29 protein-coding genes are annotated in these 23,921 nt (G+C 30.9%); all 29 read left to right on the plus strand.

Going from position 1 to position 23,921, the window contains the following annotated elements; all coding sequences use genetic code 11:
* Position 1: 1 nt before the first annotated feature.
* The gene (gene fliY, locus K7H06_RS07510) at positions 2-1,165 is read left to right on the plus strand and encodes a flagellar motor switch phosphatase FliY (RefSeq protein ID WP_223039264.1); all 1,164 of its coding nucleotides are present in this window, start codon (positions 2-4) and stop codon (positions 1,163-1,165) included.
* A gap of 15 nt (positions 1,166-1,180) precedes the next feature.
* On the plus strand, positions 1,181-1,543 hold the full coding sequence (locus K7H06_RS07515) for a response regulator (protein WP_223039265.1): 363 nt from the start codon (positions 1,181-1,183) through the stop codon (positions 1,541-1,543).
* Between the two features lies 1 nt (position 1,544).
* Positions 1,545-2,030, plus strand: coding sequence for a flagellar biosynthetic protein FliO (locus K7H06_RS07520; RefSeq protein WP_223039266.1), 486 nt, complete (start codon positions 1,545-1,547; stop codon positions 2,028-2,030).
* Positions 2,027-2,800 (plus strand): flagellar type III secretion system pore protein FliP, encoded by a 774-nt coding sequence (fliP, locus tag K7H06_RS07525; protein ID WP_246637655.1) that lies wholly within the window; start codon positions 2,027-2,029, stop codon positions 2,798-2,800. Before K7H06_RS07520 ends, fliP begins: the two co-directional genes overlap by 4 nt.
* Before the next feature lie 11 nt (positions 2,801-2,811).
* Complete coding sequence (gene fliQ, locus K7H06_RS07530) at positions 2,812-3,081, plus strand: flagellar biosynthesis protein FliQ (RefSeq protein WP_223039267.1); 270 nt, start codon at positions 2,812-2,814, stop codon at positions 3,079-3,081.
* 15 nt (positions 3,082-3,096) lie between these two features.
* On the plus strand, positions 3,097-3,882 hold the full coding sequence (fliR, locus tag K7H06_RS07535; RefSeq protein ID WP_223039268.1) for a flagellar biosynthetic protein FliR: 786 nt from the start codon (positions 3,097-3,099) through the stop codon (positions 3,880-3,882).
* A 4-nt stretch (positions 3,883-3,886) separates the two neighbouring features.
* Positions 3,887-4,975: a flagellar biosynthesis protein FlhB gene (gene flhB / locus K7H06_RS07540; RefSeq protein ID WP_246637656.1), complete on the plus strand. Its 1,089-nt coding sequence runs from the start codon at positions 3,887-3,889 to the stop codon at positions 4,973-4,975.
* A gap of 11 nt (positions 4,976-4,986) precedes the next feature.
* Entirely contained in the window at positions 4,987-7,014 is a 2,028-nt protein-coding gene (gene flhA / locus K7H06_RS07545) for a flagellar biosynthesis protein FlhA (protein WP_223039269.1), read from the plus strand.
* Between the two features lies 1 nt (position 7,015).
* A complete protein-coding gene (gene flhF, locus K7H06_RS07550) occupies positions 7,016-8,149 on the plus strand; it encodes a flagellar biosynthesis GTPase FlhF (protein ID WP_223039270.1) in 1,134 nt (377 codons plus the stop codon).
* Positions 8,142-9,062: a MinD/ParA family protein gene (locus K7H06_RS07555; protein ID WP_223039271.1), complete on the plus strand. Its 921-nt coding sequence runs from the start codon at positions 8,142-8,144 to the stop codon at positions 9,060-9,062. The genes flhF and K7H06_RS07555 overlap by 8 nt, the downstream gene beginning before the upstream one ends.
* A gap of 40 nt (positions 9,063-9,102) precedes the next feature.
* Positions 9,103-9,771 (plus strand): flagellar brake protein, encoded by a 669-nt coding sequence (locus tag K7H06_RS07560; protein WP_223039272.1) that lies wholly within the window; start codon positions 9,103-9,105, stop codon positions 9,769-9,771.
* A complete protein-coding gene (locus tag K7H06_RS07565) occupies positions 9,772-10,827 on the plus strand; it encodes a protein-glutamate methylesterase/protein-glutamine glutaminase (protein WP_223039273.1) in 1,056 nt (351 codons plus the stop codon).
* A gap of 11 nt (positions 10,828-10,838) precedes the next feature.
* Entirely contained in the window at positions 10,839-12,854 is a 2,016-nt protein-coding gene (locus K7H06_RS07570) for a chemotaxis protein CheA (RefSeq protein ID WP_484795924.1), read from the plus strand.
* A 30-nt stretch (positions 12,855-12,884) separates the two neighbouring features.
* A complete protein-coding gene (locus K7H06_RS07575) occupies positions 12,885-13,346 on the plus strand; it encodes a chemotaxis protein CheW (protein ID WP_223039275.1) in 462 nt (153 codons plus the stop codon).
* Positions 13,347-13,367: 21 nt separating this feature from the next.
* Complete coding sequence (locus K7H06_RS07580; protein WP_223039276.1) at positions 13,368-13,985, plus strand: chemotaxis protein CheC; 618 nt, start codon at positions 13,368-13,370, stop codon at positions 13,983-13,985.
* Positions 13,985-14,470 (plus strand): chemotaxis protein CheD, encoded by a 486-nt coding sequence (locus K7H06_RS07585; RefSeq protein ID WP_223039277.1) that lies wholly within the window; start codon positions 13,985-13,987, stop codon positions 14,468-14,470. The genes K7H06_RS07580 and K7H06_RS07585 overlap by 1 nt, the downstream gene beginning before the upstream one ends.
* Positions 14,471-14,485: 15 nt before the next feature.
* Entirely contained in the window at positions 14,486-14,803 is a 318-nt protein-coding gene (locus K7H06_RS07590; protein ID WP_223039278.1) for a hypothetical protein, read from the plus strand.
* A gap of 11 nt (positions 14,804-14,814) precedes the next feature.
* Positions 14,815-15,549, plus strand: a complete 735-nt coding sequence (locus K7H06_RS07595; RefSeq protein WP_223039279.1) for a FliA/WhiG family RNA polymerase sigma factor — start codon at positions 14,815-14,817, stop codon at positions 15,547-15,549.
* A gap of 23 nt (positions 15,550-15,572) precedes the next feature.
* On the plus strand, positions 15,573-17,381 hold the full coding sequence (locus K7H06_RS07600; protein WP_223039280.1) for a FapA family protein: 1,809 nt from the start codon (positions 15,573-15,575) through the stop codon (positions 17,379-17,381).
* Between the two features lie 15 nt (positions 17,382-17,396).
* A complete protein-coding gene (locus K7H06_RS07605; protein ID WP_223039281.1) occupies positions 17,397-17,720 on the plus strand; it encodes a hypothetical protein in 324 nt (107 codons plus the stop codon).
* Positions 17,721-17,738: 18 nt separating this feature from the next.
* On the plus strand, positions 17,739-18,239 hold the full coding sequence (locus K7H06_RS07610; RefSeq protein WP_223039282.1) for a DUF6115 domain-containing protein: 501 nt from the start codon (positions 17,739-17,741) through the stop codon (positions 18,237-18,239).
* A 4-nt stretch (positions 18,240-18,243) separates the two neighbouring features.
* Entirely contained in the window at positions 18,244-18,681 is a 438-nt protein-coding gene (locus tag K7H06_RS07615) for a hypothetical protein (RefSeq protein WP_223039283.1), read from the plus strand.
* 311 nt (positions 18,682-18,992) lie between these two features.
* A complete protein-coding gene (rpsB, locus tag K7H06_RS07620) occupies positions 18,993-19,691 on the plus strand; it encodes a 30S ribosomal protein S2 (RefSeq protein ID WP_223039284.1) in 699 nt (232 codons plus the stop codon).
* Positions 19,692-19,797: 106 nt separating this feature from the next.
* Entirely contained in the window at positions 19,798-20,697 is a 900-nt protein-coding gene (tsf, locus tag K7H06_RS07625; RefSeq protein ID WP_343216826.1) for a translation elongation factor Ts, read from the plus strand.
* Between the two features lie 114 nt (positions 20,698-20,811).
* A complete protein-coding gene (pyrH, locus tag K7H06_RS07630; RefSeq protein ID WP_223039286.1) occupies positions 20,812-21,525 on the plus strand; it encodes a UMP kinase in 714 nt (237 codons plus the stop codon).
* Positions 21,526-21,528: 3 nt separating this feature from the next.
* The gene (gene frr / locus K7H06_RS07635; protein WP_223039287.1) at positions 21,529-22,086 is read left to right on the plus strand and encodes a ribosome recycling factor; all 558 of its coding nucleotides are present in this window, start codon (positions 21,529-21,531) and stop codon (positions 22,084-22,086) included.
* Between the two features lie 3 nt (positions 22,087-22,089).
* Complete coding sequence (locus K7H06_RS07640) at positions 22,090-22,275, plus strand: hypothetical protein (protein ID WP_223039288.1); 186 nt, start codon at positions 22,090-22,092, stop codon at positions 22,273-22,275.
* Between the two features lie 59 nt (positions 22,276-22,334).
* On the plus strand, positions 22,335-23,093 hold the full coding sequence (gene uppS / locus K7H06_RS07645) for an undecaprenyl pyrophosphate synthase (protein WP_223039289.1): 759 nt from the start codon (positions 22,335-22,337) through the stop codon (positions 23,091-23,093).
* Between the two features lie 14 nt (positions 23,094-23,107).
* Positions 23,108-23,893, plus strand: coding sequence for a phosphatidate cytidylyltransferase (locus K7H06_RS07650; protein ID WP_223039290.1), 786 nt, complete (start codon positions 23,108-23,110; stop codon positions 23,891-23,893).
* The last annotated feature ends 28 nt before the right edge of the window (positions 23,894-23,921 follow it).

A 23,921-nucleotide genomic window follows, 5' to 3' on the forward strand; every position in this document is an offset into this window, starting at 1 on the left:
AATGGGCGATATGCTTTCTCAAGAGGAAATAGATGCTTTATTGAAAGGTACCTCCACAGTTGCAGAAAATAAACCTGATGAAGTGTTAGATGAAAATGAAAAAGATGCTTTAGGTGAAATTGGGAATATTAGCATGGGGACTTCTGCAACAACATTATTTACCCTTTTAGGACAAAAAGTTACTATTACTACACCAAAGGTTACAGTACTTACTATGGATGAATTGGCAAAACAATATACCATTCCCTTTGTTGTTGTAGAGGTTAAATATAAAGAAGGAATAGTAGGTACAAATCTTTTAGTATTACAAGAAGATGATGTAAAAGTAATTACAGATCTTATGATGGGTGGAGATGGAACGAATATTTCAGGAGAACTTACGGAACTTCATTTAAGTGCCATTGGTGAAGCTATGAATCAAATGGTAGGCTCATCTTCTACATCTTTATCTGAAATGTTCCATAGTAAAATTGATATAAATCCACCAAAAGCTGTTTCAATGAGTTTTGCAACAGACTTAGATGTATTGGATTTTGTGAATAATGATGATAAAATTGTTAAAGTAGCATTTAAAATGGTAGTTGGAGATCTTATTGATAGCGAAATTATGCAGATTATGCCTATTAATTTTGCAAAGGATTTAGTAAATAATTTACTTAATGGGAGTTCAACAAATTATAATGATGTAGACTATAGCAATAGCAATGAAAATAATCAAACTCATAATGTGGCTCCGACAGTAGAGACACAAGTTAGTAGTATGAATAATCATGTTGAAAATACTGAATATATAAGTAGTAATCAATCGCCAGAAGTGAATAGACCCAATATGACTAGAAGTGAACCTGTGAATGTGCAACCTGTACAATTTCAATCTTTTGATAATGGTTATTCAAGTGGGGAAAAAGAAAATATCAGTTTAATTAGAGATGTACCATTAGAAATAACAGTAGAATTAGGTAGGACAACGAAGAAAATAAGCGAAATATTGGAGTTTTCTCCAGGTACTGTTGTAGAATTGGATAAATTAGTAGGTGAACCTTTAGATATATTAGTAAATGGACAGTTTATGGCTAAAGGTGAAGTCGTTGTGATAGATGAAAACTATGGTATCCGTATAACGGATATTACTAATCCTGCTAAAAAAGTAAATAAAATGAAATAAAGAGGAGGAACAATGATGTCAAAAGGAATTTTAGTAGTTGATGATGCCGCATTTATGAGAATGATGATTAAGGATGTTTTAACAAAATATGGATTTGATGTATTAGGGGAAGCTGAAAATGGTGCAAAAGCCATTGAAAAATACAAAGAATTGAATCCGGATTTAGTGATTATGGATATTACTATGCCTGAGGTTGATGGTATACAGGCAGTAAAAGAAATTAAAAAAGTTAACCCAAATGCTAAAATTGTTATGTGTTCAGCCATGGGTCAGCAAGCTATGGTAATTGAAGCGATTCAAGCTGGAGCAGGTGATTTTATCGTAAAACCATTCCAAGCGGATCGTGTTATTGAAGCTGTGAAAAAAGTATTAGGCTAATTTGAAAGGGGAAATCGTCATTAAACCTGATGCAACATATTTTATCAGTGTTTTGTTTGTATTTATTTTTATAGTAGTAGCAGCTTATTATGTAACAAAATTAATTGCAAAAAATGGTTCAGTCCTTATAAAAGGGAAAAATATGAAAGTTGTTGAAAAAATATCTTTGGGGTTAGATAAATCTATTTATTTGATCCATATTGGAAAACATTATTACATTTTAGCTGCTTCAAAGCAAAATATTGATGTGATTGATAAGATTAATGAAGAGGATATGAAAGTAGTTTCTAAAAATAAGCAATATGAAAAAATGGATGAAGACTTTGATACTTTACTAGATAAATATTTATATGAAGACAATACTTTTTCACAAGATCAACCGAAGAACTTTGATGCTTTTACAAATACGATGATGAACAAATTAAAGGAAATGAAGAGACGAACGCAAGGAGTCAAACAACATACAGATAGGGACGAAATGAAATGATGAGAAAAGATTTTAAAAAATATTTATGGATTACCGTATTAATGATATTTGTTTTAGCTCTCTCATTTTCTATATCTTCTGCTGAACCTAAAATGTCTATTCCTAAAATTGGATTAAGTATAGATGAAGCAAAAAATCCAAAAGAGGTAGCCAACAGTTTAGAAATTTTATTTTTATTAACGGTTTTGGCACTAGCGCCGTCTATTTTAATTATGATGACATGCTTTACTAGAATCATCATTGTATTATCGTTTATACGTAAAGCTATTGCCACTCAAACAACACCACCTAATCAAGTACTTGTTGGATTGGCTCTTTTTCTTACTTTTTTTATTATGGCACCAATAGGTTCTGAGATTAATGAAAAGGCAGTGCAGCCTTATCTGAATGAACAAATTACAGCAGAAGAAGCTGTAGATAATGCTATGAAGCCAGTTAGAAGCTTTATGTTTAAGCAAACAAGAGAAAAAGATTTGGCACTTTTTATAGATATATCTGGTAGTGAGAGACCAAAAAAACTTGAAGATATTCCATCTAAAGCATTAATTCCGGCTTTTATTATTAGTGAATTAAAAACTGGATTTCAAATTGGTTATGTATTGTTCATACCATTTATAGTCATTGATATGGTAGTTGCAAGTACATTAATGTCAATGGGAATGATGATGCTGCCGCCAGTAATGATTTCTATGCCATTTAAAATATTATTATTTATATTAGTAGATGGATGGAATCTTATTATCAAATCCCTCATTATGGGATTTAAGTAGAGGTGTATTAGATGAGTGAGGGGCAAATTATTGAATTGCTTCAACAAGCTATGTTAAATGTAATATTGCTATCAGCACCCATGCTTGTATTAGGTCTTATTGTTGGTTTGGCAGTGAGTGTATTTCAAGCAACAACACAAATACAAGAACAGACCCTTGCATTTGTACCTAAAATTATATCGGTGCTTGTTGCAATTATTGTTTTTGGACCATGGATATTAAATACCATTGTAGATTATACACAAGACCTATTTATGAATCTAAATAATTTTATACAATAGATTGGATGAAAAAATGTGAAAATTGTATTGGAGCTACTTGAACATATAGATGTGTTTTTATTAGTTTTTTCAAGGATTATAGGTATTTTTGTTTCTGCGCCAGTTTTTAATCATAAGAATGTGCCAATTTATTTGAAGATAGGATTTTCTTTTATTGTAACCCTTATTCTTTTTCCTGTGATTAAAGTGCCAATAAATTTAGTGAATGATCAATTTTATTTATTAATGGGATCAAGCATAAAAGAACTTTTAACAGGCATAATGATAGGATTTATTTGTTATTTATTTTATAGTTCTATCTATTTGGCAGGGCGTATAATCGATATGCAAATTGGGTTTGCAATGGTTAGTGTAATCAATCCACAAGACGATACACAAGTTCCACTGATGGGAAGTTTATTTTATATTATGGCTGTACTGGTATTTTTATCAACAAATGGGCATCATACTTTAATTTATGCCTTGAAATATAGTTTTGATAGTATTCCTTTAGGAGGTTTGACCATTAATGCTTTTATGATTGACAAATTGATAGGGATATTAATCAATACTTTTATTATTGCATTTAAAATGGGAGCACCTGTTTTGGTAGCCATTCTTGTATCGAATATGCTCCTAGGTATATTAGCACGAACCATGCCTCAAATGAATGTTTTTGTTGTAGGAATGCCACTAAAAATAATTGTTGGACTTATTATTATCGTTTTAATGATTCCTTTATATGTAGGAGTTTTTGAAAATATTTTTGAGCATATGTTTGAAAATTTATATGAGTTTTTAAACCTTGTATTAAAAGGATGATATCATGTTGCTTTTTAAAATAGATTTACAACTTTTTAATGGTGAGAAAACAGAAGATGCTACACCTAAGAAAAGACAACAAGCAAGAGAAGAAGGTCAAGTCTTACAAAGTAGAGAAATTAATTCTGCACTGATTTTATTATTTACATTTTGGGTATTAAGCTTAATGGGAAACTATATATATCATAATTTTATGATATTTACGAAAAATATTCTATTAGAAACAAAAAATATGGATGATTTATTCAGTGTAGGAGGTATGCATAAATTATTTATTCAATCAACCATTTTAACTGTAAAAATTGTAGTACCAATTTTAGGAGTAGCCTTTGTTGTTGGTTTGATTTGTAGTTATATGCAAGTAGGTTTTTTATTCACAACGAAACCGTTGACACCTAAATTTAGTAAGCTAAATCCAATTAATGGACTTAAAAAATTTTTTTCTATGAAGCCGTTAGTTGAATTATTTAAGTCTCTTGTAAAAATTTGTGCAGTAGGATATATAACCTTTAGCTATGTGATCAAGCAATCAAAAAACATTTTAAATGTTATGGATATGGAAATTCTACAGATAACCGGTTATTTAGGAAAAACTATAGTAAACATTGCGTTTCGTGCTGCTATGGTTTTAATTGTTCTAGCAGCAATTGATTATTTGTATCAAAAATGGGAGCACGAAAAAGAATTAAAAATGTCAAAACAAGAGATAAAAGAAGAATATAAGCAAATGGAAGGAGATCCTCAGCTAAAATCTAAAATCAAGGAAAAGCAACGTCAAATGTCTATGGGAAGAATGATGCAGGATGTTCCGAATGCAGATGTAATTATTACAAACCCAACACATTACGCTATTGCGATTAGGTATGATAGTACCCTTGAGGATGCACCTATAGTACTTGCAAAAGGAAAAGACCTTATTGCACAAAAAATAAAAACGATAGCTTCAGAAAATGATATTGTAATTGTGGAAAATAAGCCGTTAGCAAGATCCATTTATGCTACTGTGGATATAGGAGATTATATTCCTCCAGATCTTTATCAAGCAGTTGCAGAAGTTTTAGCTTATGTGTATAGAATTAAAAATATTTATTAGGAGGAATAAATATGAAATTTGGTGATATAGTCGTATCACTTGCAGTCATAGCAGTTATAATAATAATTATTATTCCAATACCATTAGTGGCTGTAGATATATTATTAAGTTTGAATATTTCATTATCAATGCTTATTTTGCTTATTGCAATATATAATAAAGAACCATTAGAGTTTGCAGTCTTTCCTTCTATGTTACTTTTAACTACGTTATTTAGATTGTCTTTAAATATTTCCACTACAAGATATATTCTTTCTAATGGAAATGCAGGAGATGTTATTGAAGCGTTTGGACAATTTGTTGTAGGTGGAAATGCTGTTGTTGGTTTTATTATATTTTTAATCATTGTAATTATACAATTTATGGTAATTACAAAGGGTGCAGAGAGAGTTTCGGAAGTTGGAGCAAGATTTACATTAGATGCAATGCCTGGAAAGCAAATGGCTATTGATGCTGATTTAAATTCAGGTTTAATTAGTGAAGCAGAAGCAAGAGAGAGAAGACTACGTATTCAAAATGAAGCTGACTTTTATGGAGCAATGGATGGAGCCAGTAAGTTTGTAAAAGGCGATGCCATTGCAGGGATTATCATAACCATTATCAATATTACAGCAGGTTTTGTATTAGGTATGATGGGTAAAGGGTTAGGATTCATGGAAGCTCTTCAAAAGTATACTTTATTGACTGTTGGAGATGGTTTAGTGAGTCAGATTCCTGCTCTTTTGATTTCAACAGCAACAGGTATTGTAGTAACAAGAGCTGCTTCAGATTCAGATTTAGGAAATGATGTAATTAAACAGTTATTTAGACAACCCAAAATTATGTTTATTATTGCGGGTGTGCTACTATTTTTAGGATTGACACCACTTCCAGATCTACCCTATTTTCTATTAAGTGGTGTATTTGTATATTTAGGTTTTACACTTAGAAATTCCATTAAAGAAAGTATTGTTGAAGATGAGGAAATCCCTCAAGATACAGAGGCTGAAGATATAAAAAAACCAGAGAATGTATTGCCATTACTGCAAGTGGATCCAATTGAGTTAGAATTTGGATATGGTATTATTCCACTAGCTGACCCAAATCAAGGGGGAGATCTATTTGATAGACTGGTAATGATTCGAAGACAATGTGCACTTGAATTAGGGGTTATTGTACCTATGATAAGGCTTAGGGATAATATACAATTAGAATCCAATCAATATGTGATTAAGATAAAAGGTGTAGATGTAGCAGATGGAAATATTATATTTGATCATTATTTAGCAATGAATCCTGGTACAGCAGAAGGGAATATTAGTGGGATTGATACAGTGGAGCCTGCGTTTGGACTACCTGCTAAATGGATACAAGAGGAAGAAAGAGAAAAAGCAGAAATCTTTGGATATACTGTGGTAGATCCTTCATCCATTATATCAACTCATCTTACTGAAATTATTAAAAGACATGCTCATGAGTTATTAGGTAGACAGGAAGTTAAGTCCTTATTGGATAATGTAAAAGAAAACCATGAGGCATTAATTGATGAACTTGTACCCAAAATCATGTCTTTAGGAGAGATTCAAAAGGTACTTTCTAATCTATTGAGAGAGGGTATATCCATAAGGGATATGGTAACTATTTTAGAAACACTTGCGGATTATGGGACCATTACAAGAGATACAGATATGTTGACGGAATATGTGAGACAATCCCTTTCACGAGCCATTACAAAACAGTTTATTGAAGGAAATCGTGCAAAAGTTATTACGCTAGATCAAAGTTTAGAACAGACTATTATGGAATCTATTCAACAAACAGAGCATGGATCCTATTTAAATTTAGATCCAAATAAAACACAAGTAGTTTTAAATAATTTAGCAATGCAGGTTGAAAAATTAATGTCTGTTGGAGAACAGCCAGTCATATTGACTTCTCCTATTGTTAGATTTTATTTTAAAAAATTAACAGAACAATTAGCTCCTGAGTTAACAGTTTTATCATATAATGAGATCGATTCAAAAATTGAAGTACAGTCGGTTGGGGTGGTGAGTGCATAATATGAAAGTAAAAAGATATATAGCAAAGGATGCACAGGAGGCTATGCTAAAAGTAAAGGCTGAGCTAGGAGCGAATGCAGTAATTTTGCATTCAAGAAAAATTAAGCGTCCAGGATTTTTGGGTTTTTTTAAAAAGCCTCTTATTGAGATGGTTGCTGCTGTTGAACAAGATGAAAAAGAAAAAGAGAAAAAGTTTAATATGTCGAAAGAAAAAAAACATATAAATAATCAAGGAGAATTCAATAAGATTGACGAATTAAAACATCAAGTAGGAAATATTGAAAATCTATTAAATAATTTTATTCACAAAATTGATGATGTGCAGCAGAAAGATGAAACTAAAAGGCCTGTATTGTTTGATAAATATTATAATCATCTTATTGAAAATAATATTGAAAAGAGTATTGCGGAAAAGATTATGAATATAGCAAGAAAGCAAGTAAGTTTTTCAAGTGAAAATGAGGAGGTAATTCATAAAGCAATAAAAATTATTATAAGAGAGTATTTAGGAAATCCTCAATCTATTAATGAAGAGAGTAATAGTCAGAAAAATATTGTTTTAGTGGGTCCTACTGGTGTTGGAAAAACAACAACACTTGCTAAATTAGCTGCTAGATTCGCTATTGGAAAAAATAAGTCTGTAGGACTGATTACAGCAGATACTTATAGAATTGCTGCAGTGGAACAATTACGAACTTATAGTGAAATTTTGGATGTTCCAATAAAAGTAATCTATGAGCCTGAAGAAATTCAAGAAGCTATAGAAGCATTTAAAGATAAGGATATTATTTTAATAGATACAGCGGGACGTAATCATCGATCAGCAGAACAGTTAGAAGAAGTAAAAAAATTGATCAATTATATAGACGATCCAGATATTTTTTTAGTAATGAGTGCTACAACTGGGTATAAAGATATTATAAGTATTATAAATTCTTATAATTTTATAGAAAACTATCACCTATTGTTTACAAAATTAGATGAAGCAAATGGAGTCGGAAATATATTAAATGCTAAAATTTTGACCAATAAAAATCTTTCCTACGTCACTACAGGGCAAAGCGTTCCTGATGATATTGAAAATGCAAATTCAGAAAAAATCGCAAATATAATTGTAGGTGAATTGTATGAATGATCAGGCTAAAAAGCTAAGAGAGATCATCAATAATCTTAAAAAGCAAAATAAAGATAAAAATGAACTTACATTTTCAGAAAATAGTACCGATAATGATCATACAAGGGTGATAACCATTACTAGTGGTAAGGGTGGTGTGGGCAAATCAAATTTCACCATTAATTTGGCACTAGCACTTAGTAAATTAGGATATAAAATTACAATTTTAGATGCAGATTTAGGTTGTGCTAACGTCGATGTGATTTTAGGTATTATTCCAAAATATACATTAGCCCATGTTATTAGAAAAGAAAAAACACTAGAAGAAGTGATTGTACAAGGACCTGAAGGTATAAGATTAATATCAGGGGGTTCAGGACTAAGGGAATTAACTGATTTAACAGAAGAGCAAATAGCTAGTTTGATGAATAACCTTAAGTCTATTGGAAAGAACTCAGATTTTATTTTGATTGATACAGGTGCAGGAATTAGTAATTCTGTCTTATCTTTTGTGGAAGCTACAAGTGAGATTATTTTAGTAACAACACCTGAACCTACATCTATTACGGATGCTTATGCAGTTCTTAAAAATATTATATTAAAGGATCATGAAAAAATTGTTAGAGTTTTGATCAATAGAGTTGAGAATAGTCAGGAAGGGTTAGAAATTTTTAATAAACTAAATATTGCTTCACAAAGGTTTTTGAACATAGCTTTACAAAGGTTGGGCTATCTATATGATGATCACTTAGTTTCTAAATCAGTTAAATTACAAAAGCCTTTCCTTTTAAGCTATCCAAATAGCTTAGTTAGTAAAGGGATAGAGACAATAGCATCTAGACTTATTAATGAATCTAGTTCTGAAGTATTTGAAGTAAGTGGTTTAAAAAGGTTTATCCATAAGTTCATATATGGTCACAAAAAGTCAATATAAATGAATAAAGATTGAAAAGAAATGAAAGTAGGGTTTGTTTATGAAAAAAAACAGGCTTCCCAAAATCGGAATGAAAATAGGAATTGAGTTAGAAACTTCTAAAAGCAATGAAAATAAAAAATTGCTTAGTCAAGTTATGGATATTATTGATAATTATTCTATGTTTATTGCAACACCTATATATAAAAATGTAGTTGCACCCATATCCGTTGGCGAAACAATACAAATCACCTATTATAAAAAAAATTCAGGAGTATATGCGTTTAAAGCAAAAGTAATAGGAAGAAAGAAAGTATCTGATATTTCATATATGAAAGTTGAAAGAATAGGAGATATTTTTAGAGTACAGAGAAGAGATTTTTTTAGATTAGAAGTGGTACTAAATGCTAAAATTAAAACCATTGAACCTGAAGATAATGAGAAGGTAATTTCAGTTTTAACAAAAGACATAAGTGGCGGTGGATTAAGAGTTATTAGTAAAGAAGCCTTAAAAGTAGGTAGTATTGTAGAAACAAGCATCGAAGCTGAAAAAGAAATTTTTGTTGTTAGAGGACAAATTTTAAGATGTGCACCCTATGAAGATGAAGGATCTAAATATAACTTTGACATAGGAATAAGGTTAAAAGATGTTTCAGAAAAAGTTAGAGAGACCATAATATCCTTTATTTTTGATTATCAAAGAAAAATGAGGAAAAAAGGATTGATCTAGATGAATAAGATAAAAGTTCTAGTAGTTGATGATTCTGCATTTATGCGTAAAGTAATTTCTGATATTATTACTTTAGACAAAGAGTTAATAGTTATAGATACAGCGAGAAATGGAAAGGAAGCTATAAAAAAAATAAATGAATTTTCTCCTGATATTGTAACAATGGATGTTGAGATGCCTATTATGGATGGTATAACAGCCTTAAAGACGATTATGCAAAAGTCACCTTTGCCAGTAGTTATGTTGAGTAGTGTAACGAAAGAAGGTGCAGAGGCTACATTAAAAGCATTAGAACTAGGAGCAGTGGATTTTATTACAAAACCTACAAATATTTTCAAAATGAATACAGAAGATATGAGAATCCAATTAACAGAAAAGATTAAGATGGCGTCACGTGTGAATGTAAGTATTCAATGCATCCATCCATCTCGAAAAGTTAAGAGCATATCTAATAGGTCTGCACCCTATAAACAAAATTCACGTTTAAAAAAGATTGTTGCTTTAGGTACTTCAACAGGTGGGCCAAGAGCCTTGCAGGATGTGATACCCTATTTACCAAAAGATATACCAGCAAGTATTATTATTGTTCAACATATGCCTGCAGGCTTTACAAAGTCTTTAGCGGAGCGACTTAATAATCTATCAGCGATTAACGTTAAGGAAGCAGAAAATAATGATAGGCTGCTACCTGGATATGCATATATTGCCCCAGGAGGATATCATTTAAAGATCATAAAAGCTAGCAGTGATTATAAAATAAGTCTTACAAAAGAAGCTCCTGTTTCTGGACATAGGCCTTCTGTAGATGTGATGATGAATTCCTTAGCTTACTTAGAACTAGACAACTTGGTTGGTGTAATTATGACAGGGATGGGTTCAGATGGTGCTGTGGGAATAAAAAATATAAAACAAAAAAGTGGATATACAATAGCACAAGATGAAGCAACATGTGTAGTTTATGGTATGCCAAAATCTGCTGTTAACTTAGGCTGTATTGATGAAGTGGTGCCATTACAGGATATTGCTGAAACAATAACAAAAATTGTGGGGGTGTAGGAGATATGGATATGAATCAATATTTGGAGATTTTTATTGAAGAATCAAAAGAACACTTAGAAAACATGAATCAAAGCTTATTAGAGTTAGAGAATAATCACGAAGAAATGAGTCTTGTTCATGAAATCTTTAGGATTGCCCATACGTTAAAAGGTATGTCTGCTACTATGGGATTTAATAAAGTTGCAAATCTGACCCATGAGATGGAAAATGTACTTCAATCGTTAAGAAGTAATGAAATAGAACTTTCTGAAAACATAGTAGATGTTCTATTTGAATGTCTTGATACATTAGAGGGGTATATCAATCAAATTATAAATTCAGGAGAGGAAGGAGATTTTGAATCTGATTATTTAGTTAAAAAATTAAATCAGATCCTTCAAGGAGAAGATGAAAGTAGAAATGATACGAAAGAAGAAATCTCAAATTCTACTGAAGCTATTAACGGAGATATTCATATAGAAGTTGAAGAATTTTCCAAAAATGTAGCTGTAACAGCCGCTGCACAAGGGTATAATTGTTATAAAATGCAGGTGGATTTGAATCCTAATTGTATGTTAAAATCTGCTAGAGCCTTTATTATCTTTAATACCCTGGAAAAAGATTGTGAAATATTAAAATCAAATCCACCTGTTGAGGATATAGAAGATGAAAAATTTGATGCAGGTTTTGAATTAATTATTATTTCAAAACTTGATGGGGAAACCGTAAGAAAAAAAATCATGAATATATCTGAAGTAGAAAATGTACTTATTGAAGAAATTGATGTTACTGAATTAAATGTACAAACGGAAGATATTGAGATTGTGGATGAAGAAAAAACAGAAGACAACAAAAAAGATGAAAGCAATGAAAAAACGTCAAATAAGTCAAAAAAACCTAGATTAGGAAAAACAGTAAGAGTAGATATAGATCGTTTAGATAATTTAATGAACCTTGTAAGTGAATTAATTATTACTAGGTCAAGATTAGAAGATATAGATGATTCAGGGAAAAAACATAATATGAATGAAGCTATTGAATATCTAGGAAGAATTACTACGAGCTTACATGATGCTGTAATGAAAGTAAGAATGGTTCCAATTGAAAGAGTTTTTAATAGATTTCCAAGGATGGTACGAGATCTTTCAAAAGAGTTAGGGAAAGAAATATCATTGGTTATGTTAGGTGAGGAAACAGAAGTAGACAGAACGGTTATTGATGAAATAGGCGATCCATTAATTCACCTTATAAGAAATTCTATTGACCATGGGATAGAAGAACCAGAAACCAGAAAAAAACATGGTAAGCCTGAAATAGGGACGGTTAAGCTCATCGCATATCCTGATGGAAATAGTGTTGTAATAGAAGTAGAAGATGATGGTCAAGGGATTAATATTGAAAAAGTAAAAGCAAAGGCTATTAAAAATGGATTGATTACAGAAGAACAAGCAGAAATTATGGATGAAAAAGAAGCTGTAAATCTATTATTTAAATCAGGATTTAGCACTGCGGACAAGATATCTGATATCTCAGGTAGAGGTGTTGGATTAGATGTTGTAAAAACTAAGATAGAAGCATTAGGAGGACTGGTTGAGGTAAAAACTTCTCAATCTGGTAGTACTTTTACCATAAGATTACCATTGACTCTTGCAATTATCCAAGCATTATTAGTAAATGTAGGTTTGGAAAAATATGCAATTCCTTTAAATTCAATCAAGGAGATTGTGACAATCGATTCAAAAACTATAAGGAAAATACAAGAACAGGAAGTAGTTCTTTATCGTAATACTACTTTACCAATACTAAGAATGAATAAAATTTTACAAGTGGATGTTGATGGACAGAATGAAGAAGATTTGATTGTAGTTGTAGTAAAAAAAGGAGATAAAACAGCAGGTTTTGTAGTAGATAATTTAATAGGACAGCAAGAAATTGTTATTAAATCTTTAGGAAAATATTTATTAGGTATAAAAGCTATTGCAGGAGCTACAATTTTAGGCAATGGACAAGTAGCTTTAATTGTTGATATCAATTCCCTTTTCTAATTTGACTATGCTTAAAAAGGAGAGAATATAATGGCTGAAAAAATAACTACAACAGATAATCAATATGTATTATTCAAACTTGATAATGAGTACTATGGTATAGACATTCTCCATGTTGAAACTATTGAAAAAGTTATGGATATAACGAGAGTACCTCATGCAGCCCACTATGTAGAAGGGGTTATTAATTTAAGAGGGGAAGTAGTACCTGTTATTAATTTGAGAAAAAGATTTAATTTGCCTCAAGAGGAATTAAACGATGAATCTAGAATTATTATTATTTCAGTAGAAGAGATGGTGGTAGGATTACTAGTAGATGCGTCCTCGGAAGTTTTACACTTTGATTTTGATGCGATTGATGAAGTTCCTAATTTTTCGGATAAGTTAAAAAATGATTATGTTAAAGGGATAGGGAAAAATGAAGATAGAATTATTATTTTATTAGATTTGAAAAAGGTCCTAGGAAATACAGATATTAATGAAGAGATGTAATAAAGTTAAGGTGGGAAGAATATGGGGATTTCTATAGAAGAAATGAACAATATGCAATTGGATGTTTTAAAAGAAGTAGGCAATATTGGTGCAGGTAATGCAGCTACAGCTCTTGCAAAAATGCTTAATAGGAAGATTGATATGAATGTTCCGAAAGTAGAAATATTAGAATTCAAAGAAGTAACTGAACTTTTAGGTGGAGCAGAAAAGGCTGTGTGTGGCATATATTTTGATGTTGACGGAGATCTTACTGGGAATATTATGTTTTTATTGACAGTTAAATCTGCTAAAATGTTAGCGAACATGTTATTGTTTAAAGATGAGAATTCTGATATTCTAGATGAAATTGATCAATCAGCTTTACAAGAAATAGGCAATATTCTTTCAGGGGCATATATATCATCTTTAACAACATTAACTGGGTTAAATATGAAAATATCTATTCCTTCTTTAACAACAGATATGGCTGGAGCAATACTCAGTGTGCCTATTATTCAATATGGTCAAATTGGCGATAAAGTTTTATTGATTGAGACAGAGTTTAATGAAGGTGATGATAATATAAAGGGATATTTCTTTTTAGTTCCAGATGTAGAATCATTTGAAGTATTACTAAAAAGTTTAGGAGTTTTAGAATAATGGGAGAGATTATTAAAGTTGGTATGGCAGATTTAAATGTCACAAGAGGAGACGGGGTTTTAACTACATTAGGATTAGGATCATGTGTAGGAGTGGCTTTATATGATCCTATTAAAAAAGTTGCGGGTCTTGCCCATGTTATGTTGCCTTCTAGTAAGACAATAAGGAATAATACGAATCCAGCTAAATTTGCAGATACAGCGATACTTTTATTACTAGAAAAAGTTTTGAAATTAGGGGCTAGTAGAGGAAGGTTAGTAAGTAAATTGGCTGGAGGAGCCCAAATGTTTTCTTTTTCAAACAAAAACGATATTATGAAAATAGGCGAAAGAAATGCAATTGCATCTAAGGAAATACTAAAAGAATTAAAAATACCAATATTAGCGGAAGATATCGGAGGCAACTTTGGTAGAACCATAGAGCTTTATGCGGATACAGGAATTATAGTTGTAAAAACAATTGGTCGTGGTACGAAACAAATATGAATGGAGTTATATTGCATGAAAAGTATAAAATCCATACCTTATATATTTCTTATTTTTTCTATATTTATCAGTACTATTATTGCTATGATGCAAAATATAAGTTTTAGTGTATATTTAAAAAGAACGATTTGTTTTTATCTTATTATATTTTTTGCTACTAAATGTTGTATTTACTATATAACAAAAGCAAAAGAATCATCAGGTAATAAAATAGATATAATAATCCCTCCTGAAGAACTTGAGGTTGGGGCTGATAAGAATGAACCAGAAGATGATTTCATCCCCTTGGATTTAGAAAATAATGAAATGAATACAAATATGAATAAATCTTAGGGGGGGTAAAAATGTCCAATATGAATTTATGGGATCAATATAGGAAAACACATGATAAAAAAATTAAAGATCAATTGATTGTTAAATATATAGATCTCGTAAAAATTATTGCAGGGCGATTGTATGCTAACTATAGAAACAATGCTGAATTTGAAGATTTGGTGAGCTATGGCATATTTGGTTTGTTAGATGCTATTGATAAATTTGATTTATCAAAAAATGTTAAATTTGAAACTTATGCATACATAAGAATAAGAGGAGCAATTATTGACCAACTAAGGACATTGGATTGGATTCCAAGGTCTGTTAGACAGAAATATAAAAAAATTGAAGATGCTTATAAAGCAATTGAAAATAAGTTAGGAAGAAGTGCAAGGGATCAAGAAGTAGCTACTGAATTGAATGTGTCAGTAGCTGAACTAAATAGTATGCTTGGAGAAGTACATTCCTTTTCTGTTATTTCATTAGAAGAAAAAATTTCAAATAATGCAAATTTTACAATTATGGATGAGGATATAAGTAGTGAACCACAGCAAAGTCTAGAACAAGAAGAAGTAAAAAAGATCCTATTAGAATCATTGAATGAGTTGGCAGAAAGAGAAAAAAAAATTATTGAACTTTATTATTATTCAGAATTAACATATAAAGAAATCTCTGCAATATTAGGAGTTTCTGAATCAAGAATTTCCCAGTTACATACCAAAGCGATTATGAAATTAAGGGGTAAGCTAGCAAAAATTTTATAAAGGGAATAGGGTGGTGATGATTAGTGGACAAAAAATCCATTATCACAGAGGGGAAAACTTTAGAAGAAGCAATTAAAAATGGATTAGAACTCTTAAATATGGAAGTTGATGATGTTGATGTAAAAGTTTTAGAGGAAGGCAAATCTTTTTTTGGTATTTTGAAAAAAAATTTCAAAGTGAAATTAACTGAAAAAATAATAAAATACGAAAAGAATGATGTTTTAGAAAATGAGAATGAAAATGGAAGATTTGAATTGGATCATCAAGAGGGAAATGATTGTCTACTAATTATGCCTTCAAAAGGAGTCGGAAAACCAGTAACTGCAGAAGAAATTATTTTAGGACTAGAGAAAAAGGAAATAACTAATATTGACATAGATAAGCTTAAATCAAGTTTAAAAGAAAATAAATTCCTTTCAATAAACATTAAAGATTTGGAAATAAGCAATCCAGTGGATGCAAAAGTAGAAATTGAGATAGCAAAAGATGAGATGAAAGCGTATATGACCATTCTCCCTCCTAAGGGAGGAAGAATGATTGTAAAAGAGGATATTGAAAGCATTCTAAAAAATTATCATATTGAATATGGAATCGATAAAGATTTAATCAATGAAATAATTTCTGAAAAAAAGTATAATCAAAGACATGTTATTGCGACAGGGAAAAGCCCTGTAAATGGACAGGATGGTACAATAAAATATTATTTTAATACAGATACTAAGATTAAGCCAGAAATAGATCAAGATGGAAAAGTGGATTATAAAGAACTTAATATTGTTCAATGTGTTAAAAAAGGTGATAATATAGCTGAAAAGGTTATGCCAACAGATGGAATAGATGGAATGACGATTACAGGAAAAGTATTAAAGGCAAAATCAGGAAAAACTATTCGTTTTAAGAAGGGTAAAAATGTAGTTGAAACTGAAGATGGACTAAAATTAATTGCTGATGTAGCTGGACAAGCGAAACTAGTTAATGATAAGGTGGAAGTTTTGCAGGTTTATGAAGTAAATGGAAATGTTGATCATTCAACAGGGAATATTTATTTTGTTGGAAATGTTATTATTAGAGGAAATGTAAGGTCAGGATTTAAAATAGAATGTTCAGAAGATATTGAGGTACATGGCGTAGTAGAAGGGGCAACAATTATTGCCAATGGAAATATAGTACTTCATAAGGGGATTCATGGACAAAATGTAGGCAAGTTAATTAGCAAGAAGGATATTGTTTCTAAGTATATGGAGAGTTGTTATGCACAAGCGGATGGAAGCATAAATGCAGAGGTTATTATGCATTGTCATTTAAAATCCAAAGAATCTATTAGAGCTACAGGAAAAAAAGGTTTGATTGTTGGTGGAGAAATACGAGCAAATATGGAAGTAAATGCAAAATGCATTGGTTCACCTATGGCGACAGTTACAAAACTAGAGGTAGGTATTGATCCAGAGATAAAGGAGCGATATGAAAGCTTAAAACAGGAATTAGAAATGCTATATAAAAACAAGGATAATGTTAGAAAAGCAATAGAATTGCTGACGAAAATATCTAAAAATACTGAATTGTCAAAGGAAAAGCAAGAAATACTGATTAAATCAAAAAGCACAAAAAAATATTTAAATCAAAAAATAGAAAGTGTGAATAAGGCTCTTATTGATTTGCAAAATATTCTTCAGGATTTATCTAGTGGAAGAATCAATTCTTCATCTATAATACATCCGGGAGTAAGGATGGCTATTGGGAATTCAGTATATTATGTCAGAGATGATATTCAATGTTCAACAATTTTAAGGGAAGATGGAGAAATAAAGATAGTCCCTTATTTAGGAAAGTAATGGGAGATGATAGGGATGTCCATAAGACCTATAGATTTTCAAGTATTAATGCCTAAAACTCAGCAACAGTCACAAGAAAATCAAGTTGCTAATAATAAAGTAAGAATGGATCAAGAAAATCTAATGCAACAAGATCAAATAAATACGAAGCACCAACTGAAAAAAGTGAATGAATTTGAGAATAAAGACCATCCAAATATAAGGGATAAACAAGATAGAAATCCAAAAGACAGTGGGAAGAATTCAGATAAGAGAAAAGAACAGGACGAGCAAGAAAAAAATAAGAATGAAATAAAAGCTATAAATGGAATTGGAGCAAATATTGATATAAAAATATAAATGAATTGGTGAGAGAATATGGGTGATTATATATTTTTTTCTATAGGTATTATTATTGTAATAATATCTATTATAGTGCTTAAAAAGAATATGAGTATTGAATCTACGATTGAATTTCAAAATTCCGAAAAAAAGGAAATAGCCTTACTAAACAATATTGAGCTTACAGAAAATATTATAAAAGAACTAAAAGCAATTAGCCAAGAGACTATAAAAACATTAGATAATAAGACAGAAGAAATTTATCAGATGATAAAAATATTAGATGAAAAAATAGAAAAATATTCAATTGTCATTGATGAAACAGATAAAAACGAAAATAATAGACAAATTAGATCATATAGTAAAAAAGAGGATGCCCAAAATATAAAAAAAGAAGATCATGCTTCAAACAATAACAAGGATAAGGAAAAAATATTACAATTATATAATCAAGGATATTCACCTTCCCAAATAGCTAAAAAGCTTAATAAAGGTATTGGGGAGGTTCAGCTTATATGTAGCCTAAAGAAGAGGTGATCATTTGAAAAAGAATGTATTCATAGGTGTATTTTTAGGCATTGGAATAGGATTTATACTAGCATCAGGATTTCATATTATTTCTCATCAAAATGAAAAGGTTTTATATGATGAAGAGTTTATTAAGTCAGAAGCAAGAAAAATAGGAATGATTGATCCTGTAGAATATTTTGACAAAAAAGATGTGCATAGTAAAATGAACACAAAAGAAACAAAAGTAAAAAATATTATCATTGAAATTCAAAAAGGACATAAGAGTGAAGATGTGGCTACAATATTAAAGGAAAATAATTTAATACAATCAGAAAAAGAGTTTTTAGATAGGATAAATGAGAAAAAATTAGAAAATAAACTTAGATGGGGAAAATATGAATTTACACTAAATGATTCTGAGAAGGAAATCATAGATAGAATTGTTAAAGGAGAACATAAAAAAGAGTAAGCTTATTCAATAAAGCGGAAAATTAGAGGTTAAGATAGGAATTGTACCTTGTTTGAATCAATTTGTACTCCCACTTATAGAAGTGGGAGTCTTATAAATATATGTAAAAAAATTGTATATTTAAAGTGTGAATGGAAATAATATTCTTGTATTCGTATAAAATTATAAAATTTTTATTGCAAAACTTATACGGACTATGTTATACTACTTAAGGTGATTTATCACACACACTTTGGAATTTTTAAAAGGGTGCCTACGGGTCTTTTGAAAAGATGAACAAAGTGGAGGAAAAAACCAAGGAGGTGGAGGTCATGGCAGTTATTTCAATGAAACAATTGCTAGAAGCAGGAGTACATTTTGGACATCAAACGAGAAGATGGAATCCTAAAATGGCAGAATACATTTTCACAGAAAGAAACGGAATCTACATTATTGACCTACAAAAAACAGTAAGAAAAGTTGAAGAAGCTTATTCTTTCATTAAAGAAGTAGCAGAGAGCAACAAACCAATTCTTTTTGTAGGAACAAAAAAACAAGCTCAAGAATCAATAGATCAGGAAGCAAAAAGATGTGGAATGTATTATGTAAATCAAAGATGGCTTGGAGGTATGTTAACAAACTTTAAGACAATTAGAAAAAGAATTGATCGTCTTAATGAGTTAACAAGAATGGAAGAAGAAGGAATGTTCGATGTTCTTCCTAAGAAAGAAGTAATTAAGCTTAAGCATGAGCAAGAAAAACTTGAAAGATTCTTAGGTGGAATTAAAGAAATGAATGAACTTCCAGCTGCAATTTTTGTAGTTGATCCAAGAAAAGAAAGAATCGCAGTTAGAGAAGCACATATATTAGGAATACCTGTAGTAGGTATTGTTGATACAAACTGTGATCCTGATGAAGTAGATTATGTAATTCCTGCTAATGATGATGCTATAAGAGCAGTTAAATTAATTACTGCAAAAATGGCAGATGCAATCATTGAAGCAAAACAAGGCGAACAAATGGAAGAATAATTAAGAGGGTAAGGGTGATGAAGGAATGAATTTCCTTCCTTCTCTTACCCCTTCTATTATATTTTAATATACATAAGGAGGAGTTCGTGTGGCTATTACAGCAGCAATGGTTAAAGAGTTAAGGGTAAAAACAGGTGCTGGGATGATGGATTGTAAAAAAGCACTAACGGAAGTAAATGGCGATATGGAAAAGGCAGTTGATATTTTAAGAGAAAAAGGTTTAGCAAAAGCAGCTAAAAAATCAGGAAGAATTGCAGCAGAAGGTTTAGTAGCTATCTGTATGAATGAAGACAATACAAAAGCAGTTGTAGCTGAGGTAAACTCTGAAACTGATTTTGTTGCAAAAAATGATGAGTTTAAAAAGTTTGTAAGCGATGTAGCTGTTACAGCGTTAAATACTGATAAGGAAACTACAGAAGAGTTATTAAATGAAAAATATTTAGATACAGATGCAACTGTGCAAGAGACATTAAATGATAAAATCGCTAAAATAGGCGAAAACATGAGCGTGAGAAGATTCAAAAAAATAGAAGTGAAAAACGGAAAAGTTGCGGGATATATTCATGGAGCTGGAAAAATAGGTGTATTAGTTGGATTAGAAACAGGTTCTGATTCAGAAGAAATTCTTAGCCTAGGAAAAGATCTAGCAATGCAAGTGGCAGCTATGAATCCAAAATATATTTCTAGAGATGATGTAGATGCAGAGTACATAGAGCATGAAAAGGAAATATTAAAGCAACAAGCATTAAATGAAGGAAAGCCTGCTAATATTGTAGAAAAAATGATTGTTGGTAGACTAAATAAACAATTAAAAGAAATATGCTTATTAAACCAAGCATTTGTTAAAAATCCAGATTTATCTGTAGAACAATTAATTAAAGAAGTGAGCAAAAAACTTGGAACTGAGATTAAAATAGTAAGTACAGCTAGATTTGAAGTAGGAGAAGGATTAGAGAAAAAAGAAGAAAATTTTGCAGAAGAGGTAGCTAAACAAATAAATAGCTAATTTGAAAAATTAAACATAGAGAACACAGTTGGTGTTCTCTTTTTTAAAATAACCTTTAAATAAACTTGAAGGTATTATTAAAGATTTGTAGAATAATAAAAACGGAGGTTGTATATGGTGAGCCCTAAATATAGAAGAGTCATACTAAAATTGAGCGGAGAAGCTTTAGCTGGAGAAAAAGGTTTTGGTTTAGATGGAGATACCCTGGATGCTATTGCAGAACAAGTAAAAGAAATTTCTAACTTAGGCGTTGAAGTGTCTATTGTTGTGGGCGGTGGAAACTTTTGGAGAGGTCGTACTGGTGAAGGAATGGATCGAACAACAGCTGACTATATGGGCATGCTAGCAACAGTTATAAATGCATTGGCCTTACAGGATGCTCTTGAGGGGATTGGTATTTTGACTCGTGTTCAAACAGCAATTGAGATGAGACAAATAGCAGAACCATATATAAGAAGAAAAGCAGTAAGACATTTGGAAAAAGGTAGAGTTGTTATTTTTGCTGCTGGAACAGGAAATCCTTATTTTTCAACGGATACGACAGCGGCCCTACGAGCTGCTGAAATTGAAGCAGAAGTAATTCTTTTAGCTAAAAAAGTAGATGGTGTATATGATTCGGATCCTAAAATTAACCCAAGTGCTAAGAAATTTGATGAACTTTCATATATTGATGTACTAAGTAAGGGCTTAGGGGTAATGGACTCAACAGCTACTTCACTTTGTATGGATAATAAAATTCCAATTGTTGTATTTGGCTTAAATGAGCCAGCAAATATTAAAAAAGTTGTTTTAGGTGAAAAAATTGGCACATTCGTAAAGGAGGATTAAAACATGAGACTACAAATTCATAAAGAATTAGAAGAAAAAATGCAAAAGACTATTAGAGTATTTAAAGAAGATTTAAATACGATCCGCGCGGGAAGAGCGAATCCAGCATTATTAGACAAAATTGTTGTAGAATATTATGGAAGCCCTACACCACTTAAGCAAATAGCAGGTGTATCAGCTCCTGAGCCTAGGCTTCTTATCGTTCAACCTTATGATAAAACGGCTATACAATCAATTGAGAAAGCTATATTGCAATCAGATTTAGGTATTAATCCATCTAATGATGGAAATGTTATCAGATTAGGAATACCTCAATTAACAGAAGAGAGAAGAAAAGAGTTAATAAAAGTTGTTAAGAAATCAGGAGAAAATGCAAAAGTAGCTTTAAGAAATGAAAGAAGAGAAGCGAATGATAAATTAAAGAAAATGCAAAAAGATGGTGAAATAACAGAAGATGATTTAAAAAAAGCAGAAGATGAAGTACAAAAGATGACAACTAAGTCTGGACAAATTATTGATGAGTTAGTTGGTAAAAAGGAAAAAGAAATGTTGGAGGTATAATATTTGAATAAAATACCTGATGTTGTAGGGCTTGAATTAAAGAGAGCTGTTGAAATGCTAGATTCAGCATTTCAATTATCTATTAAAGAGACAAATTCCCCTAAGTTAAAAGAAGTTACAGGTGAATGCAGAGTTGTTAAACAAAAAAATATGAATCACAACATTGAATTAATCGTGAGCTATTTTTAAGCCCCCTATTTAGAGGGGGTAATATTTCTTTTAGCCAAGTTAACTGGAGGAATAATAATATGAGAAACATATTTTCTAAGAGTAGCAAAAAAGTTGATGAAAAAGATCTAAGTTTGGATAGGTTACCGAAACATATTGCTGTGATAATGGATGGAAATGGAAGATGGGCGAAAAAGAGAGGATTACCAAGAACAGCTGGGCATAAAGCAGGTATAGAAGCCTTAAGAGAAGTTATTCGTACTTGTTCAGAGTTTCATATTGGGTATTTAACTCTATATGCCTTTTCTACGGAAAATTGGAAGAGACCAGTTGATGAGGTATCTGCTTTGATGCAGTTACTTGTTTATTATTTGAGAAAAGAAGTAAAAGAATTACATAAGAACAATGTAAAGATTAGAACAATCGGAGATATTAGTAGGCTTCCAGAAAATTCACTTAAAGAAATAAATTCAGCAGTAAACTTAACAAAGAATAATACGGGATTAGTGGTAAATATTGCATTAAACTATGGAGGAAGAAATGAGATTATAAATGGGGTTAAGGAAATTTGTCAAAAAGTGAAAGATAATGAGATAGATATTGAAAAAATTGATGAACATTATTTTGAAGAGTTCTTATATACAAAAGGAATACCAGATCCTGATATGGTTATTAGACCAAGTGGAGAATTCAGAATTAGTAATTTTCTATTATGGCAGATTGCTTATAGTGAATTTTGGTTTTCAAATATCTTTTGGCCAGACTTTAATCGCGAGAGTTTAATACAGGCAATTATTGATTATCAAAAAAGAGATAGAAGATTTGGGGGAATTAAATAAAGGTGGTGATATAGATGCGTATAAGAATTATTTCTGCACTACTTGCAATACCTTTGTTTTTGTTTGTTGTAGTAAAGAAAGGCATGATACTAGATATTTCTGTATTTTTATTAGCAATTATTGGGCTAAATGAATTTTTTAATGCTTTTCAGAATATAGATATTATACCTTCAAAGTCAGTTGGTGTTTTAAGTATTATTTTCATGTTTATCATTACTTTAAAACCTATTACCTTAGAATGGATGATGGTGTGGTTTTTTATGAGTATGTTATTCATTCTAGTAAATAATCTATTCAAAAAAAAGTTTGATATGCTGGCTCTAAGTGTTACCGCTATGGGAATATACTACATAGTATTTTTTATGTATCATATTGTTTTCATTTCACACCATAGTAAATATAGTGATTTGATTTGGATGATTTTTATTGTTGCTTGGGCAACAGATACTTTTGCATATTTTACTGGTTATTTTTTTGGTTCAAGAAAGCTTTGTCCGAGTATAAGCCCGAAGAAGACTGTAGAAGGGGCTGTTGGTGGAGTACTAGGTAGTATTGGTATAAGTGCTTTATTTGGTTATTTTGTCATGCCTAAAATACTTTTTCATTGTGTGATTATTGGGTGTGTAGGAAGTATTATAGGTCAATTTGGAGATTTAACTGCATCAATTTTTAAAAGATATACAGGAATTAAGGATTATGGAAAAATAATGCCAGGTCACGGAGGCATTTTAGATAGATTTGATAGTATACTTTTTACTGCACCTGCAGTATATTATTATATTGTATTTTTTATAAAGTAAGGAATGAATTTTTTAAAAATTAAAACTG

Origin of the sequence: Crassaminicella profunda (assembly GCF_019884785.1) — a bacterium.
Taxonomy (GTDB): domain Bacteria; phylum Bacillota; class Clostridia; order Peptostreptococcales; family Thermotaleaceae; genus Crassaminicella; species Crassaminicella profunda.

Coding starts and splice junctions, on each gene's coding strand:
- fliY (WP_223039264.1), top strand. CDS start 2: ATGGGCGATATGCTTTCTCAAGAGGAAATAGATGCTTTATTGAAAGGT.
- K7H06_RS07515 (WP_223039265.1), top strand. CDS start 1,181: ATGTCAAAAGGAATTTTAGTAGTTGATGATGCCGCATTTATGAGAATG.
- fliP (WP_246637655.1), top strand. CDS start 2,027: ATGATGAGAAAAGATTTTAAAAAATATTTATGGATTACCGTATTAATG.
- fliQ (WP_223039267.1), top strand. CDS start 2,812: ATGAGTGAGGGGCAAATTATTGAATTGCTTCAACAAGCTATGTTAAAT.
- flhB (WP_246637656.1), top strand. CDS start 3,887: ATGTTGCTTTTTAAAATAGATTTACAACTTTTTAATGGTGAGAAAACA.
- flhA (WP_223039269.1), top strand. CDS start 4,987: ATGAAATTTGGTGATATAGTCGTATCACTTGCAGTCATAGCAGTTATA.
- flhF (WP_223039270.1), top strand. CDS start 7,016: ATGAAAGTAAAAAGATATATAGCAAAGGATGCACAGGAGGCTATGCTA.
- K7H06_RS07555 (WP_223039271.1), top strand. CDS start 8,142: ATGAATGATCAGGCTAAAAAGCTAAGAGAGATCATCAATAATCTTAAA.
- K7H06_RS07560 (WP_223039272.1), top strand. CDS start 9,103: ATGAAAAAAAACAGGCTTCCCAAAATCGGAATGAAAATAGGAATTGAG.
- K7H06_RS07565 (WP_223039273.1), top strand. CDS start 9,772: ATGAATAAGATAAAAGTTCTAGTAGTTGATGATTCTGCATTTATGCGT.
- K7H06_RS07570 (WP_484795924.1), top strand. CDS start 10,839: ATGAATCAATATTTGGAGATTTTTATTGAAGAATCAAAAGAACACTTA.
- K7H06_RS07575 (WP_223039275.1), top strand. CDS start 12,885: ATGGCTGAAAAAATAACTACAACAGATAATCAATATGTATTATTCAAA.
- K7H06_RS07580 (WP_223039276.1), top strand. CDS start 13,368: ATGGGGATTTCTATAGAAGAAATGAACAATATGCAATTGGATGTTTTA.
- K7H06_RS07585 (WP_223039277.1), top strand. CDS start 13,985: ATGGGAGAGATTATTAAAGTTGGTATGGCAGATTTAAATGTCACAAGA.
- K7H06_RS07590 (WP_223039278.1), top strand. CDS start 14,486: ATGAAAAGTATAAAATCCATACCTTATATATTTCTTATTTTTTCTATA.
- K7H06_RS07595 (WP_223039279.1), top strand. CDS start 14,815: ATGTCCAATATGAATTTATGGGATCAATATAGGAAAACACATGATAAA.
- K7H06_RS07605 (WP_223039281.1), top strand. CDS start 17,397: ATGTCCATAAGACCTATAGATTTTCAAGTATTAATGCCTAAAACTCAG.
- K7H06_RS07610 (WP_223039282.1), top strand. CDS start 17,739: ATGGGTGATTATATATTTTTTTCTATAGGTATTATTATTGTAATAATA.
- rpsB (WP_223039284.1), top strand. CDS start 18,993: ATGGCAGTTATTTCAATGAAACAATTGCTAGAAGCAGGAGTACATTTT.
- tsf (WP_343216826.1), top strand. CDS start 19,798: ATGGTTAAAGAGTTAAGGGTAAAAACAGGTGCTGGGATGATGGATTGT.
- pyrH (WP_223039286.1), top strand. CDS start 20,812: ATGGTGAGCCCTAAATATAGAAGAGTCATACTAAAATTGAGCGGAGAA.
- frr (WP_223039287.1), top strand. CDS start 21,529: ATGAGACTACAAATTCATAAAGAATTAGAAGAAAAAATGCAAAAGACT.
- uppS (WP_223039289.1), top strand. CDS start 22,335: ATGAGAAACATATTTTCTAAGAGTAGCAAAAAAGTTGATGAAAAAGAT.
- K7H06_RS07650 (WP_223039290.1), top strand. CDS start 23,108: ATGCGTATAAGAATTATTTCTGCACTACTTGCAATACCTTTGTTTTTG.